This window comes from Mesorhizobium sp. WSM4820 (genome assembly GCF_055811075.1).
The window spans coordinates 112,319-126,562 of the sequence record NZ_JBVVQN010000005.1 but is presented as its reverse complement, the minus strand read 5'-3'; the positions used below and the strand labels follow the sequence as shown (position 1 = coordinate 126,562).

The 14,244-nt window shown below is 61.8% G+C and carries 14 protein-coding genes; 9 read left to right on the top strand and 5 right to left on the bottom strand.

Going from position 1 to position 14,244, the window contains the following annotated elements:
• Positions 1-85: 85 nt before the first annotated feature.
• On the bottom strand, positions 86-1,747 hold the full coding sequence (locus tag AC0L2R_RS10395; RefSeq protein ID WP_473508713.1) for a sensor histidine kinase: 1,662 nt from the start codon (positions 1,745-1,747) through the stop codon (positions 86-88).
• Between the two features lie 418 nt (positions 1,748-2,165).
• Entirely contained in the window at positions 2,166-2,429 is a 264-nt protein-coding gene (locus AC0L2R_RS10390) for a DUF1344 domain-containing protein (RefSeq protein WP_287209946.1), read from the bottom strand.
• Between the two features lie 291 nt (positions 2,430-2,720).
• Between AC0L2R_RS10390 and aroC the strand changes: the two genes are divergently transcribed.
• Together aroC and ribB are read left to right on the top strand one after the other, a co-directional pair.
• On the top strand, positions 2,721-3,821 hold the full coding sequence (aroC, locus tag AC0L2R_RS10385) for a chorismate synthase (RefSeq protein ID WP_473508712.1): 1,101 nt from the start codon (positions 2,721-2,723) through the stop codon (positions 3,819-3,821).
• A gap of 138 nt (positions 3,822-3,959) precedes the next feature.
• Positions 3,960-5,060: a 3,4-dihydroxy-2-butanone-4-phosphate synthase gene (gene ribB / locus AC0L2R_RS10380; protein WP_091596005.1), complete on the top strand. Its 1,101-nt coding sequence runs from the start codon at positions 3,960-3,962 to the stop codon at positions 5,058-5,060.
• 60 nt (positions 5,061-5,120) lie between these two features.
• Here the strand turns inward: ribB and AC0L2R_RS10375 are convergent, their stop codons facing one another.
• Positions 5,121-6,344 (bottom strand): MFS transporter, encoded by a 1,224-nt coding sequence (locus tag AC0L2R_RS10375; protein ID WP_236369615.1) that lies wholly within the window; start codon positions 6,342-6,344, stop codon positions 5,121-5,123.
• A gap of 119 nt (positions 6,345-6,463) precedes the next feature.
• On the opposite strand from AC0L2R_RS10375, the gene AC0L2R_RS10370 reads away from it, so the two are divergent.
• The 6 genes from AC0L2R_RS10370 to dxs all read left to right on the top strand — a co-directional run bounded on the left by AC0L2R_RS10370 (position 6,464) and on the right by dxs (position 11,928).
• On the top strand, positions 6,464-7,108 hold the full coding sequence (locus tag AC0L2R_RS10370) for a TetR/AcrR family transcriptional regulator (protein ID WP_473508711.1): 645 nt from the start codon (positions 6,464-6,466) through the stop codon (positions 7,106-7,108).
• Positions 7,109-7,289: 181 nt separating this feature from the next.
• Positions 7,290-8,216, top strand: coding sequence for a histone deacetylase family protein (locus AC0L2R_RS10365; RefSeq protein ID WP_473508950.1), 927 nt, complete (start codon positions 7,290-7,292; stop codon positions 8,214-8,216).
• A 3-nt stretch (positions 8,217-8,219) separates the two neighbouring features.
• Positions 8,220-8,471 (top strand): exodeoxyribonuclease VII small subunit, encoded by a 252-nt coding sequence (locus tag AC0L2R_RS10360; protein WP_023799340.1) that lies wholly within the window; start codon positions 8,220-8,222, stop codon positions 8,469-8,471.
• Positions 8,472-8,580: 109 nt separating this feature from the next.
• Entirely contained in the window at positions 8,581-8,847 is a 267-nt protein-coding gene (locus AC0L2R_RS10355; RefSeq protein WP_023799339.1) for a DUF2277 domain-containing protein, read from the top strand.
• A 10-nt stretch (positions 8,848-8,857) separates the two neighbouring features.
• Complete coding sequence (locus tag AC0L2R_RS10350) at positions 8,858-9,778, top strand: pirin family protein (protein WP_023799338.1); 921 nt, start codon at positions 8,858-8,860, stop codon at positions 9,776-9,778.
• A gap of 209 nt (positions 9,779-9,987) precedes the next feature.
• A complete protein-coding gene (gene dxs, locus AC0L2R_RS10345; protein ID WP_473508710.1) occupies positions 9,988-11,928 on the top strand; it encodes a 1-deoxy-D-xylulose-5-phosphate synthase in 1,941 nt (646 codons plus the stop codon).
• Between the two features lie 100 nt (positions 11,929-12,028).
• Here the strand turns inward: dxs and AC0L2R_RS10340 are convergent, their stop codons facing one another.
• Positions 12,029-12,892, bottom strand: coding sequence for a LysR family transcriptional regulator (locus AC0L2R_RS10340; RefSeq protein ID WP_473508709.1), 864 nt, complete (start codon positions 12,890-12,892; stop codon positions 12,029-12,031).
• Between the two features lie 98 nt (positions 12,893-12,990).
• On the opposite strand from AC0L2R_RS10340, the gene AC0L2R_RS10335 reads away from it, so the two are divergent.
• Positions 12,991-13,653, top strand: a complete 663-nt coding sequence (locus tag AC0L2R_RS10335) for an FMN-dependent NADH-azoreductase (RefSeq protein ID WP_473508708.1) — start codon at positions 12,991-12,993, stop codon at positions 13,651-13,653.
• A 120-nt stretch (positions 13,654-13,773) separates the two neighbouring features.
• Here the strand turns inward: AC0L2R_RS10335 and AC0L2R_RS10330 are convergent, their stop codons facing one another.
• On the bottom strand, positions 13,774-14,175 hold the full coding sequence (locus AC0L2R_RS10330) for a GFA family protein (protein ID WP_287178261.1): 402 nt from the start codon (positions 14,173-14,175) through the stop codon (positions 13,774-13,776).
• Between the last annotated feature and the right edge of the window lie 69 nt (positions 14,176-14,244).

The following is a 14,244-nucleotide window of genomic DNA, read 5'->3' as shown; positions in this document are numbered from 1 at the left end:
AATTCCCCGCCTCGCGGTGGGCGCGGTCATTCCGCCAAGCTCCCGCCTCAACAATCGTAATCCATGAAACGAAGGAGGTCGTTCTTTATTCCGAGCCGGTTTTTGCACGCAGCCTCTTTTTCAAAACGACCACGGCGGCACCTGCATTCGCAACCGCAGACGCGGTTGCGTCAGCGTGTGGAAGCCGGACCACGACCTCAGTAAAAGACCCGACCTCGCTCGTGAGCGCAATCTCGCCACGATGCTTTTCGATGAGCCATTTCGCGATCGCCAGACCGAGGCCACTGCCAAGTTGGCGCGACGCCCTTGGGCTTCGGCCACGGTAAAATCGCTCGAACACCTTGGGTATTTCCTCGGCTGGAATGCCCAAACCCTTGTCGCGTATCGCAATCTCCGCATGCCCGTCCATAACGGTCATGCTCAAGTTCACCGAGCGATCGCGCGGAGAATATTTTATGGCATTGTCCAGAATTATCACGAGAGCCTGTTTGAGACGTTGCGCGTCGGCAGTGATCCAGACCGGACGGGTGCTGTAGGCCGCCTTGATCGAGATGCCCTTGGCGCGCCCCAAGATTTCGCCCTCATGGACCGCATCGGCGACGATGGTAACGAGGTCCGTTCGGCGGGGCTCGAAGCGTATTGTATCGGTTTCCGAACGAGAAAGAAAAACCAGATCGTCGACGAGGCGTCCCATCTCCAGGCTCTGAGTGACAATCCGTTCGAGCGCATCGCGGTACACTGCCTCTGGCTTTGAACCATGGCGCAGCGGAATTTCCGCTTCACCGCGAAGCGCCGTCAGTGGAGTGCGCAGTTCATGGCTGATGTCGGCGAGGAACTGGACGCGCAACCGGTCGAGCTCCGTCAACCGCTGGTTGGCCGCGGCAAGCTCGGCGGTCCGTGTGGCAACTTGCTGCTCGAGTTCTGCTTTGGCATTGAGCAGCCGGTCGCGCTGGTCTTGCTGATGCGTGGCCATTTCGTTGAACCGCCTGGCGAGCGCACCAAGTTCGTCGCGGCCATCAAAGGCGATCCGGTGGTCGAGATCACCACGACTGATCGCCTCTGTGCCTTCGGTCAGCAGGCTGATCGGGCGCATCAATGATCGGGCGAGAAGGAAAGCAGCGACAAAGCAGAGAACCACAGCAGCCAATGCAAGCGCGGCCGTCATCCAGGTCAGGCGTCGCCACAGTGCTTCTGCCTGCAGTTCGGTTCGCACAACCTCCTCCTCTTCGTCGCGCCGCGCGGCTTCCAGGATGTTTTCGAACTCGGCGTCGAAACGATTCTCGATGTCCCGGCGAAAAATCCTGACCGCGTCCTCCTGGCGCCCCTGGTTGCGAAGATTGATTGCGTCCGACGTGGCTTTGGCGATTTCTCCGTAGAGCGTGCGCATCCGCGTGATGCGGAAGATCTCGTCACCGCTGTCCTCCTGTTCGCTGCTGCGCCCGAGAAACTCGGCTTCTCCCCTGGTCAGCTGCGCGAGCTTTTCGAATCCGGCCTCAAGTTCGGCGCGGGCGCTCTCGTAGTCGGGACGCTCCGGTTCGCCAATTAACAGGAACTCGGCGATCTGCTCAGAATATCGGTTGGCGTTGACCGTAAGCGCGGTGACGGCTTCCAGTTGGTTGTTGGCCCATTGCACGCGCTGTGTGTAGTAGGTTGTCGAGCGAATTGTGATGTAGACGATAGCCGCCATAATCACGACTGCCCCCACGACAATGAGCTGAAATACAAGAATGCGAGACCTGATGCCCATCGGTGTCCATCGGCGTTGAGAACCCGAAACCGATCGGATTCAAGAATACCCCCTTCGCGGCAGAGAAGGCCACCGTGCAGGATGGCTCGCGCAGATCGGCGCAACATTTCCGCGACGCCGTTTCAGCACGGAGCAACCATAGAGGACCCGCTATTAAGGATACGAGAGATTCAGGTTAGAAATTGGTGAGAATGCAGTCCTGCCGTCCGAATTTAGCGGCTTCACCCCGTGAGAGGCTAAGTCCAGCCGAACGCCTCAAGCCGAGGCAAGACTGGCTTGCCGGGTTTGATCGGGCGCGGAGTTGAAGCTTTCGCGGGTGACTTGCGAGTCACTTGCTGAACCGCCAGGAACCGAGACCCATCGCGAAACTGGTCGCGTTGCTCGCCAAAATAGCCAGCACCGCCCTGACTGAATGAGTCTATTCGGTTGAATCGCTTTCCGGCAATTGCATGTCGGTGATGATGTTCTCGCCGTTTGTCTCGTCGTAGGCGATCACGATGTCCATGCCGGGTTTCAGCGCTTCGAGATCGGTTTCGGCATTCAGCTTGTAGGATTTGCCGTCGTCGAGTGTCAGCGTCAACGTCTCCTTGTCGATCTCTTTGATCAGGCCTTCGGTCTGGCCGGCAAAGGCGGCGGTGGAAATCAGCAACATGGCGGCAACGGCGCCGATCGGGATACGCATCATCGTCCTCTTATCATTGCGCCGGCTCGGTGGCGGCGGGTGTTCAACAGACGGTGTTCAACAGACGGGTCGAGGGAAGCAGAAACCAACCGAATGTGTCAAAACTAAATCCGCCAGATCACAGTTTGACCGCTGCGGAAAACGCCAATAGAACGCAGCTACGGCGCCGCGCGTCCTGACGCAGAAACGACGCTGTGGCACGTTTGTTTTTGCGCATGATCCTTCCCGAAAATCGCTCCGATTTTCGGGGTCATGCGCTAAGCCGGCTCGGTGCCGGCAGGGCTGGTTTTCATGTCTCACAATACGTTTGGCCATCTTTTCCGTGTCACCACCTGGGGCGAAAGCCATGGCCCAGCGCTCGGCTGCGTCGTCGACGGCTGTCCGCCCGGCATCCGCTTCACGCGCGCCGAGGTCCAGGCCGAACTCGACAAGCGCCGCCCGGGTCAATCGCGTTTTGTGACGCAGCGTCGCGAACCCGACGAGGTCAAGATCCTGTCCGGCTTCATCCTGGATGACGACGGCGAGACCATGATCACCACCGGCACGCCGGTGTCGATGCTGATCGAGAATGTCGACCAGCGCTCCAAGGACTATGGCGAAATCGCCCGCCAGTACCGGCCTGGTCATGCCGATTACACCTACGATGCCAAATACGGCCTGCGCGACTATCGCGGTGGCGGCCGTTCTTCGGCCCGCGAGACGGCGGCGCGGGTGGCGGCCGGAGCCTTGGCCCGCAAGGTCGTGCCCGGCATGATCGTGCGCGGCGCGCTGGTGTCGATGGGGGAAAAATCGATCGACCGCGCCAACTGGAACTGGAATTTCGTTGGCGACGCCGAAAATCCATTCTTCACGCCCGATCCGGCATCGGTCGCCGTCTTCACCGCGTATCTTGACGGCATCCGCAAGGCGGGTTCCTCGGTCGGCGCGGTAATCGAGATCGTCGCCGACGGCGTTCCGGCAGGCCTGGGCGCACCGATCTACGCCAAGCTCGACCAGGACATTGCCTCGGGCTTGATGTCGATCAATGCCGTCAAGGGTGTCGAGATCGGCAACGGCTTCGAGGCCGCCCGCATCACCGGCGAAGAAAATGCCGACGAGATGCGTATCGGCAATGACGGCAAGCCGGTCTTCCTGTCCAACAATGCCGGCGGCATCCTCGGCGGCATCTCGACCGGCCAGGCGATCGTCGCGCGCTTCGCCGTCAAGCCGACCTCGTCGATCCTGAGCCCGCGAAAGTCGATCGACAAGGACGGCAACGACGTCGAGATCATGACCAAGGGCCGGCACGATCCGTGCGTCGGCATCCGCGCCGTGCCGATCGGCGAGGCGATGGTTGCCTGCGCGATCGCCGATCACTATTTGCGTCATCGGGGACAAACGGGAAGGCAGTAGGGCAGTAGGGCAGTAGGGCAGTAGGGCAGTAGGGCAGTAGGTTATCCCGCCGAAGCAGCCAATTTTTTCCTTTTCCCTAATCCCTTACTGCCCTACTGCCTTACTGCCCTATTCCCTGCGAGAGCGAAGCGAGCGTCCATGCCTTACGACCAGAAGAAGATCGTCGAAGCCCTGCGCGCCTTCGAACGCGGCGAGATTGTCGTCGTCATGGACGATGACGGGCGCGAGAACGAGGGTGACCTGATCGTCGCCGCCGTCCATTGCACGCCGGAAAAGATGGCGTTCATCGTCCGCAATACCTCTGGTATCGTCTGCACGCCGATGCCGCGCGACGAGGCCAAGCGCCTCAACCTGTCGCCGATGGTCGCCGACAATGACTCGGCGCACACCACCGCCTTCACCGTCAGCGTCGATTTCAAGCACGGCACCACGACCGGCATTTCGGCTGACGACCGCACATTGACCGTGCGCAACCTTGCCAACGGCAATGTCGGCGCCTCCGATTTCGTCCGCCCCGGCCACATCTTTCCGCTGATTGCGCGCGAAGGCGGTGTGCTGATGCGTTCGGGCCATACAGAGGCTGCGGTCGATTTGTGCAAGCTTGCCGGCCTGCCGCCGGTCGGTGTCATTTCCGAGCTGGTCAATGATGACGGCACCGTGATGCGCGGCCCGCAGGTGCAGGCCTTCGCCGAAAAGAACGGTTTGAAGCAGATTTCGGTCGCCGACCTCATCGCCTATCGCCAGCGCAAGGAAACGCTGGTCGAGCGTGTCGCCTGTTCGGAGATCGACACGCCCGGCGGCAAGGCGCAGGTCTTCACCTACACGCTGCCCTGGGACTCGATGCACCATGTGGCGATCGTCTTCGGCGACATCCGCGACGGCGAGGAGGTGCCCGTGCGACTGCATTCCGAGGATGTTGTGACTGACGTCTTCGGCACCGGCCACAGGCTGGACGGCATCATGAAATCGATGGGCGAGCGTCGGCGCGGCGTCATCGTCTATCTGCGCGAAGGTTCCGTCGGCGTCGCCCATCAGGAGCGCAACCGGCCGGCCGCCGGCGACCGCGAGGACCATGAAGAGGCGCGCCGCCGCGAAAGCGAATGGCGCGAGATCGGCCTCGGCGCGCAGATCTTGAAGGATCTGGGCATTTCCTCGATCAACCTGATCGCCTCGCGCGAACGCCACTATGTCGGCCTCGAAGGCTTCGGCATCCACATCGCCAAGACCGAGATTCTCTAGGACTGGTTTAGCGGATCGCCGGCATGCGTCCGGTCCCGCTTGGCACCGGACGCATGGAGACTATTCGGCAGGAACCGCGGCTGTTTCGCGCGCGGAGATGTCACTATCGCCCGTGGCAAGGCTGCGCTGGCCGGCGAGCACGGTGACCAGCGCGACAGTGCCCGCCGCCACCGACACCAGGAAGCCGCTCTGGGCACCGAAGGCGTCCACCACCCATCCGGCGGCAAAGGAGCCGAGCGCCATGCCGATGCCAATGCCGGTCATGACCCAAGTCACGCCCTCGGTCAGCATCGCCTCCGGCACGCGCCGCTCGATCAGGCCGAATGCCGTGATGAAGGTCGGCGAGATCGCCACACCGCTAACGAAGACAGCCAGCGCCAAAAGCGGTACCGTGTCTGCGACAAGCAACGGCAGCGTGGTGAGCGCGATGATGGCGATCGCGATGGCAAGCTGAATTTGCAGCGGTGTTTTCAGGTTCAGAGCGCCGAGGACGATGCCGACGACGAACGATCCGAGGGCATAGACGCCGATGACGAGGCTGGCGGCGCCCGGCTGGCCGAGCTCCTTGGTGATCGCCACGGTGCTCACCTCCGTGGTTGCGAAGGTCGCGCCGATGAAGATCAGGGCCAAGGTGATGATTTGGACCGGCCGCAGGCGGATTGCCGATCCGCGCGAACCCTGGTCGACCGGTCGCACGCGCGGCTCGGTCGAGCGTTGCAGGATGAGGGCTGTCGAGCCGAAGGCGAGGAACAATGTGCTCGCCAGCATTCCCGCTTCCGGGAAAAGCGCGACGCTCAGGCCAACCGACAGCGAAGCCCCGGCGATGTAGACCAGCTCGTCCGCCGCCGATTCGAAGGCGAACGCCGTGTTCATCTCGGGGCGATCCCGGAAGAGCTCTGTCCAGCGCGCGCGCACCATCGCTGGGATGCTGGGCATTGCGGCGGCCAGCAGCGCTGACACGAACAGTGTCCATATCGGCAAGTCCTGATTGGCCGCCGTAATCAGCACTACGAAGGCGAGCACGGAAATAACGGTGGTGGGCGCCACAATCCGCGCCTGGCCGAGGCGGTCCACCAGCCGCGATATCTGCGGCGCGACAAAAGCATTGGCCAGCGCATATGTCGCGGAGACGGCGCCGGCCAGCCAGTACTCGCCATGCGTCTGCGACAGCATCGCGACGATTCCGATCGGAGCCATGGCCATCGGCATCCGGGCGACGAAGCCGGCTGCAGCGAAGCCCTTGGCTCCCCTTGCCTTGAATATTTCGCGATAAGGATTGGGCATGGGAACACTCCTGGATTTTTGAGGCCGAGCCACTTATATACGCGGCGTATGCAAATCAGATAATGACATACGACGCGTATGTCAAATAATATACGAGGCGTATGTGAAGGAATGAGTGAATGGGGCACAAACCACGCAGGGAGATGATCGCCGAAACCCGCGCCAAACTGGTCGCGGCGGCGCGCCATGCCTTTGGCACTGTCGGCTATGCCGAGGCCTCGATGGACGACTTCACCGCATCGGCCGGGCTGACGCGTGGCGCGCTTTATCATCACTTCGGCGACAAGAAGGGCCTTCTCCAGGCGGTCATCGCCGAGATCGACGCGGAGATGTTGGCCCGGTTGAAGATCGTCTCAGTCAGGGCGGACACTCTCTGGCAGGGCTTTGTCGACGAATGCACCGCCTATATCGAGATGGCGCTGGAGCCGGAGATCCAGCGTATTGTCCTTCGCGACGGACCGGCGGTGCTCGGCGATCCTTCGCAATGGCCGAGCCAGAACGAATGCTTCCGCTCGATGAGCGAGAACCTTCAAAAGCTGAGGGACGAGGGAACCATCGTTGCCGTTGATCCCGAAGCCGCAGCAAGGCTGGTCAGCGGCGCCTCGCTACATGCCGCGCAGTGGATCGCAAATTCGGAAAATCCAGAAGCGACGTCGAAAAAGGCGGTGAAGGCGTTCAACGTGCTTTTGGAGGGACTGCTCAGGCAAGGCCGCAGCACTGGTCGTTCACAAGCACCGGCTGAGGTGGACAAATCGCCGGCCTGAGCCTGTATCAAGACCACCAAAGGCAAGGCGCGACCTCGAATGGGACGGGCGAAGCGCGCCTCAAGATTCGGGCAGCTCGCGCCGGACCCAACCAGCACCCAACGCCTAAACCCTGTTGAACGTCTGCCTTTGGCGGTTGCAAAACATGGTCAAAGCCGCCGGGCGCGCCTATATCGGGGGCATGGTCACAAGGCTTTATACCCACCCGATCTTCCTCGAGCATATAACGCCGCCCGGTCATCCGGAGCGGCCGGACCGCCTGCGCGCCATCGAGCGCGTGCTCGACGACGAGGCCTTTGCGGCCCTTGATCGTGCCGAGGCGCCGGAAGGCGACGAGGCCACCATCCTCTACGCACACCCGCAGGAATTCGTCGAACGGGTCCGCGCTATGATACCGGACACCGGTATCGCTCGTGTCGACGCCGACACCACGGCCAGCCCGAAAAGCTGGCAGGCGGCCGTGACGGCGATCGGCGCTGCCAACGCCGCCGTCGACGATGTCTTTCGGGGCGACGTGGCCAATGTCTTTGTCGCCGCCCGGCCGCCCGGCCACCACGCCGAAAAGACCACGTCCATGGGCTTCTGCCTGTTCAACACCGCGGCGATCGCGGCGCGCTACGCGCAAAGGCAGCACCAGGCCGAGCGTGTTGCCATCGTCGACTGGGACGTCCACCACGGCAATGGCACGCAGGATATTTTCTGGGACGATCCGTCGGTGCTCTATTGCTCGACGCACCAGATGCCGCTTTACCCGGGGACCGGGGCGGTGAGCGAAACCGGCGCCGGCAACATCGTCAACGCGCCGCTGGCGCCGCAGACCGGCAGCGAGGTTTTCCGCGACGCTTTCCTGTCGCGGATCTTGCCGGCGCTCGACAATTTCGCGCCCGACCTCATCATCATTTCCGCCGGCTTCGACGCGCACCACCGCGATCCGCTGGCCGAGATCAACCTGACCGAGGACGATTTCGACTGGGCAACCGGCCAGTTGATGCAGCGCGCCGGTCGCCACAGCGACAACCGGCTCGTCAGCCTGCTCGAGGGCGGCTACGATCTGCAGGGATTGGCATTTTCGGTCGCCGCCCATGTCGGGCGACTGATGAAAGGATAGACGATGGCTGGTGAGAGCAACGAAGACGTCAAGGCGATGAGCTTCGAGCAGGCGCTCGACGCGCTGGAGAAAATCGTCGATGATCTGGAGCGCGGCGACGTGCCGCTCGACCAGTCGATCCGCATCTATGAGCGCGGCGAGGCGCTAAAACTCCATTGCGACCGGCTGCTCAAGGCGGCCGAGGACAAGGTCGAGAAGATCAGGCTTTCGCGCGACGGCAAGCCGGTGGGGACCGAGCCGCTGGATGCGGAGTAAGGCACGGTCCCGGACGATAATTTCGCCGTGCGGCTTTCGACATGATCATGATTGAGGATAATACTCATCCCGCTTGAAACGGCTCCAGGACGAGAGGAGATTGCGAACGATGTGCAGAAACATCAAGACCCTGTTCAATTTCGATCCGCCGGCAACCGATGACGAGGTCCGCGATGCCGCACTTCAGTTTGTCCGCAAGCTGAGCGGAACGACACGGCCGTCGAAACAGAACCAGCATGCGTTCGACCACGCCGTCGAGGCCATAGCCGCGTCTGCGCGCGAATTGCTGGACAGCCTCGAGACGACACAGCATCCGCGCAATCGCGACGAGGTGGCGGCCAAGGCGAAAGCCAGGTCTGCACTCCGCTTCGCCTGAGGAAGACCGCATGAGCTTCTTCCCCGGAAACGACCCTCTGCCCGGTGACGCCTTCGCCAGCGACCAGATCGAACTGATGGTTATTCCGAACGCCAAGGACATTGGCGGCTTTCAGGTTCGCCGTGCCTTGCCGACCGCCAGGCGTCGGCTGGTCGGTCCCTTCATCTTCTTCGATCGCATGGGACCGGCGATTTTGCGGGCCGGCCAGGCGCTCGATGTCCGCCCGCATCCCCATATCGGCCTGTCGACGGTCACTTACCTGTTCGACGGCAAGATCAGGCATCGCGATTCGCTCGGCACCGAAATGGTCATCCAGCCCGGCGACGTAAATTTGATGACCGCCGGTCGCGGCATCGTCCATTCCGAGCGTACGCCGCAGGAACTGCGTGGTGCGCCGATGTCGGTTTCCGGCCTGCAGACATGGCTGGCGCTGCCGGACGATAAGGAGGAGGTCGACCCGATCTTCGAGAATACGGCGGCCATGCGTCTGCCCGAAATCGACGCTGAAGGCGTCAGCGGACGCGTTGTCATTGGCGCGTTTTCCGGGTTGCGGTCACCGGTCGTGACCGCTTCGGACACGCTCTATGCAGACCTCAGCCTGGCGCCCGGCGCCAGCGTGAAAATCCCAGCCGATGCCGAGGAGCGCGCCATCTATACGTTGGAAGGCGAGGTATCGATCTCCGGTGACCGCTTTCCAGCAGAGCGGCTGCTGGTGTTCCGGCCCGGCGACGAGATCGTCGTGTCGTCGGAGGGTGGAGCGCATTTCATGCTGTTCGGCGGCGCCTCGCTCGGCTCCAAGCGCTACATCTGGTGGAATTTCGTGTCTTCGTCGAAGGAACGCATCGAACAGGCGAAAGAAGAATGGAAGACAGGCCGTTTCGATATCGTTCCGGGGGATGAAGAAGAGTTCATTCCGCTGCCGGACAATTAATGCATGTCGCGCAAAAGTGTGCAGCGGTTTTGCGTTAACGACATGCATAAAACAACAACCTAAAGCGCGTCGCGTGAGGTCGGTCGACCGCGACGCGCTTTAGAGCGCCGCGCGTCCTTTTGGACGCGTAAAGGAAACCCTAACAGTTTGAAGCTATGCCGCGTCACTCACACGCATTTACATTCGCCGGCCGGCAGCCTATTTCGCAGATGAATAAAAAGCAGGCCCCAGCACCAGTGAACGCAAAGCTCCATACGCCACTTCTCGACAAGGTCCGCATCCCGGCCGACCTCAGGACGCTTGACGAACGTGCTCTGCCGCAATTGGCATCGGAGCTTCGCACCGAGTTGATCGACGCCGTGTCCCACACCGGCGGACATCTCGGTGCTGGCCTTGGCGTGGTCGAACTGACGGTGGCGTTGCACTATGTCTTCAACACGCCAGACGACCGGTTGATCTGGGACGTCGGCCACCAGGCCTATCCGCACAAGATCCTGACCGGCCGCCGCGACCGTATCCGCACGCTGCGGCAAGAGGGCGGCCTGTCCGGTTTCACCCAGCGCGCCGAGAGCGAATACGATCCGTTCGGCGCCGCCCACTCCTCGACCTCGATTTCCGCCGGCCTCGGCATGGCAATGGCACGCGATCTCTCCGGGGGCCGCAACAATGTCATTGCCGTTATCGGCGACGGCGCCATGTCGGCCGGCATGGCCTATGAGGCGATGAACAATGCCGGCGCGCTCGATGCCCGGCTGATCGTCATCCTCAACGACAACGACATGTCGATCGCTCCGCCGACCGGGGCGATGAGCGCCTATCTGGCCCGCCTGGCGTCGGGCAAGGCCTATCTGGGCTTGCGCGATTTCGGAAAGAAGCTGACCTCCTATCTCGGCGAGCGCGCCGATCGCGCCATCAAGCGGGCGGTCGAGCATGCGCGCGGTTACGTCACCGGCGGCACGCTGTTCGAGGAAATGGGTTTTTATCACATCGGCCCGATCGACGGTCACAATCTCGAGCACCTGATCCCGGTGCTGAAGAACGTCCGCGACAATGCCGACGGTCCGGTGCTGATCCACGTCGTGACCCAGAAGGGCAAGGGCTATGGACCGGCCGAGGCGGCCGCCGACAAATATCATGGCGTCAACAAATTCGACGTCATCACCGGCGCGCAGGCCAAGGCGCCGGCCAACGCGCCGAGCTACACGAAAGTCTTTGCCGACAGCCTGATTCAGGAAGGCCGCGAAGATGATCGCATCGTCGCCATCACCGCCGCCATGCCGAACGGCACCGGCCTCGACCTCTTCGGCGAGGCGTTCCCGGCGAGGACTTTTGATGTCGGTATCGCCGAGCAACATGCGGTGACTTTTGCCGCCGGCCTTGCCACCGAAGGCTTCAAGCCTTTCGCGGCGATCTATTCGACCTTCCTGCAGCGTGCCTACGACCAGGTCGTCCACGACGTGGCGATCCAGAAACTGCCGGTGCGCTTCCCGATCGATCGCGCCGGCTTCGTCGGGGCCGACGGGGCGACCCATTGCGGCGCCTTCGACACGACTTTTTTAGCGACGCTGCCCGGTTTCGTCGTCATGGCCGCGGCAGATGAGGCGGAACTGCGACACATGGTGCGCACGGCGGCAAGCTACGATGACGGCCCCATCGCCTTCCGCTACCCGCGCGGCAACGGCGTCGGCGTCGACCTGCCGGAGCGTGGCTCGGTTCTCGAAATCGGCAAGGGCCGTATCGTCAGGGAGGGCACCAAGGTTGCGCTGCTTTCCTTCGGCACGCGGCTGCAGGATTGCCTGGCTGCGGCCGAGGAACTCGGCGCGGCCGGGCTTTCCACCACGGTCGCCGATGCTCGTTTCGCCAAGCCGCTCGACGAGGACCTGATCCGGCGCCTGGCCCGTTCGCACGAAGTGTTGGTGACAGTGGAAGATGGCGCGGTCGGCGGCTTCGCCAGCCACGTGCTGCAATTCCTGGCCCATGAAGGGCTGCTGGAAAACGGCCTGAAGGTACGCCCGCTTGTGTTGCCCGACAGCTTCGTCGATCACGCCAAGCCCGAAAAGATGTATGCCGACGCCGGGCTAGATGCCGCCGGCATCGTGCGCACTGTCTTTGTGGCGCTGGGACGCACCGCCAGCGCGCAAAGCGCCTGAATCAAAATCTCAACGGCTTGCATCAGTTTGCCGACCGGCGGTCGTAACTGACTGTTTGCGTTGTCATTTGGCATTCGCCTACGCAAGCGTTTGTGCGAGTTCAGGATCCGCCAGCGTGCCTTCGAGGAACGGCATTCATGATGGCCTCCGCCAGTCCTTCGAGGACGGAAGTATCGCCTTTCGATGCGGCAAATAGCCTGAACTGCGCTTCTGGCAACTCTGGCAGACCGTAGCTTTCGGGTACCCTGACCAGGCCGTTTCTCAGCTGACTGACGATCATCGGCGCTACAGCGAAGCCTGACATGGCAGCCGCCCTCAGGCTGGCGTTGCTGGTGCATATCATCACCGTGCGCTGGCTGATCCCGGCCTTGGCAAGCCGTTCAAGAGCAACTTCCCTGTAGGGGCAGGGTACCGGCAACACGGCCAATGGCAGCGGGTCCGGAAGATCCACGCCGGTATGATCCGCCCATGCCCAGACAAGAGGCTCGCGCCACAGGAGGCGCCCCATCTCCTCACCCTCACACTGGGATCCGAGCACCAGTTCGATGTTGCCCTCCTTCATCTTCGAGAGCAGCGCACCCGGAATCCCGACTTGCACCTCGACCTGCAATCCGGGGCGATCAGCGCCGAATGCCTGCAAGGCGCGAAGGATGGGGACCTGTGCGAAGTCTTCCGAGAGGCCGACGCGAACTCTGCCGTGAAAGGGTGCCTGCGCCAGGTCGGCCAAAGCATCCCGGTTAAGGGCGAGCATCGCCCTTGCATAGGCGAGCAGGCGCTCGCCATCTTGTGTTATCTCAAACGAGCGCGTCGTCCTTTTGAGTAACGGCTTTCCGACCTGCTCTTCGAGACGACGCAGGTGCCCACTGACGGCCGACTGCGTAAGGTTCAGTCGCGCCGCTGCCCGACTGAAGCCGCTTTCGTCGAACACGGCGACGAACGTCCTGAGCAGGACTAATTCCAGCATATATTCTGATCCATGATGAATACTGTCGATAATCTCAATTTTTATATCGAATTAAAATATGACGCAATACGGTTCGTCACAATGAGCAAGGATGATCCATGACCAAGGTGCTGCATATCGTTTCCTCGCCCCGTAAAGAGCGTTCCGCCTCGCGTGAGGTCGCCGAGGCCTTTGTTCAAAGCTGTCGTGCTCGGCGACCCGACCTGGCGATTTCAACGCTCGATCTATGGGATGTCGACCTCCCCGAATTCGGTGAGGACGCGATGTTGGCCAAATATGCCGGGCTCAGCGGCACGCCGCTTACCCCTTCTCAACAGCAGGCATGGGCCACATTGCAAGAATTGGCGCAACAACTGCACTGGGCGGATATTGTCCTGCTGTCGACGCCCCTGTGGAATTTCAGCATTCCCTACAAACTCAAGCACTTCATCGACCTGGTATCGCAGAAGGACATCCTTTTCTCGTTCGACCCTGAACACGGGTTCGCAGGACTGCTCCGGGATAAGACCGCCGTGGTCGTCCATGCGCGAGGTCTCGACTATGCGGCGCAATCCATCACGCCGGCGCAGCGCTTCGACTTTCAAAAACCCTATGTAGAAGCGTGGTTGCGCTTCATCGGTATCGAAGATGTCCGCAGTCTAATCATCCAGAAAACCCTCTTTGGACCCGATATTGACCATGCGGCTCGCCAAGATGCACGGGCGGCCGCGTTACAGCTGGCGGAAGACCTGCTGTCGCAGACAACAGAGGCGATTGCATGATTACGAAGCGCTTGCTGCGGACAAGAAGGGCGGCTCTGGAGACTCGCCGGGAAGGTCGCCTTATGGTGCGACGGAGCACCCTCGGTTCGAGCCCGAGGGCATGTTTTCGCGCGACATGCACTAGAACCACATATCGCGCACGCAGCGACCATCGCCAGGCAGGTCCTCGAACGTGTGGAGACCATCGAAATGGTCGATTGGCAAGTCGGCGACGGTGTCAGGCGGCGCAAGCCTCACATTGACGGCGATCCGAGTGCGACCGGCGGCACTGGCGCGCAAACCACGCCAGGCCAGCACACAGGCGCATGTCGGACAGAACAGGATCTCGAGCGACGGGGCATCCTTTCCGGAGCGCGTATAAGCACTTGTCGGTCCCGCAAGGCGGATGCGTTCGTCGACATAATCGTAAGCCCACAGCGCGCCATAGCGGCGGCAAAGCGTGCAGTTGCAGGCTGTGATCGAGCCGGGATCGCCTTCCAAAATCCAGTGGGCCGCGCCACAATGGCAGGTTCCGGTCAGCATTCGTCCTCCTCACCTTCTGGCAGCAACACGAGCATTGTTCCCAACATTGTGCCGGACCCAGTGCGATAT

What these genes read in the sequence shown, in the direction of transcription:
- AC0L2R_RS10395 (WP_473508713.1), bottom strand. Translation starts at nt 1,747, where the DNA reads ATGGGCATCAGGTCTCGCATTCTTGTATTTCAGCTCATTGTCGTGGGG.
- AC0L2R_RS10390 (WP_287209946.1), bottom strand. Translation starts at nt 2,429, where the DNA reads ATGCGTATCCCGATCGGCGCCGTTGCCGCCATGTTGCTGATTTCCACC.
- aroC (WP_473508712.1), top strand. Translation starts at nt 2,721, where the DNA reads ATGTCTCACAATACGTTTGGCCATCTTTTCCGTGTCACCACCTGGGGC.
- ribB (WP_091596005.1), top strand. Translation starts at nt 3,960, where the DNA reads ATGCCTTACGACCAGAAGAAGATCGTCGAAGCCCTGCGCGCCTTCGAA.
- AC0L2R_RS10375 (WP_236369615.1), bottom strand. Translation starts at nt 6,344, where the DNA reads ATGCCCAATCCTTATCGCGAAATATTCAAGGCAAGGGGAGCCAAGGGC.
- AC0L2R_RS10370 (WP_473508711.1), top strand. Translation starts at nt 6,464, where the DNA reads ATGGGGCACAAACCACGCAGGGAGATGATCGCCGAAACCCGCGCCAAA.
- AC0L2R_RS10365 (WP_473508950.1), top strand. Translation starts at nt 7,290, where the DNA reads ATGGTCACAAGGCTTTATACCCACCCGATCTTCCTCGAGCATATAACG.
- AC0L2R_RS10360 (WP_023799340.1), top strand. Translation starts at nt 8,220, where the DNA reads ATGGCTGGTGAGAGCAACGAAGACGTCAAGGCGATGAGCTTCGAGCAG.
- AC0L2R_RS10355 (WP_023799339.1), top strand. Translation starts at nt 8,581, where the DNA reads ATGTGCAGAAACATCAAGACCCTGTTCAATTTCGATCCGCCGGCAACC.
- AC0L2R_RS10350 (WP_023799338.1), top strand. Translation starts at nt 8,858, where the DNA reads ATGAGCTTCTTCCCCGGAAACGACCCTCTGCCCGGTGACGCCTTCGCC.
- dxs (WP_473508710.1), top strand. Translation starts at nt 9,988, where the DNA reads ATGAATAAAAAGCAGGCCCCAGCACCAGTGAACGCAAAGCTCCATACG.
- AC0L2R_RS10340 (WP_473508709.1), bottom strand. Translation starts at nt 12,892, where the DNA reads ATGCTGGAATTAGTCCTGCTCAGGACGTTCGTCGCCGTGTTCGACGAA.
- AC0L2R_RS10335 (WP_473508708.1), top strand. Translation starts at nt 12,991, where the DNA reads ATGACCAAGGTGCTGCATATCGTTTCCTCGCCCCGTAAAGAGCGTTCC.
- AC0L2R_RS10330 (WP_287178261.1), bottom strand. Translation starts at nt 14,175, where the DNA reads ATGCTGACCGGAACCTGCCATTGTGGCGCGGCCCACTGGATTTTGGAA.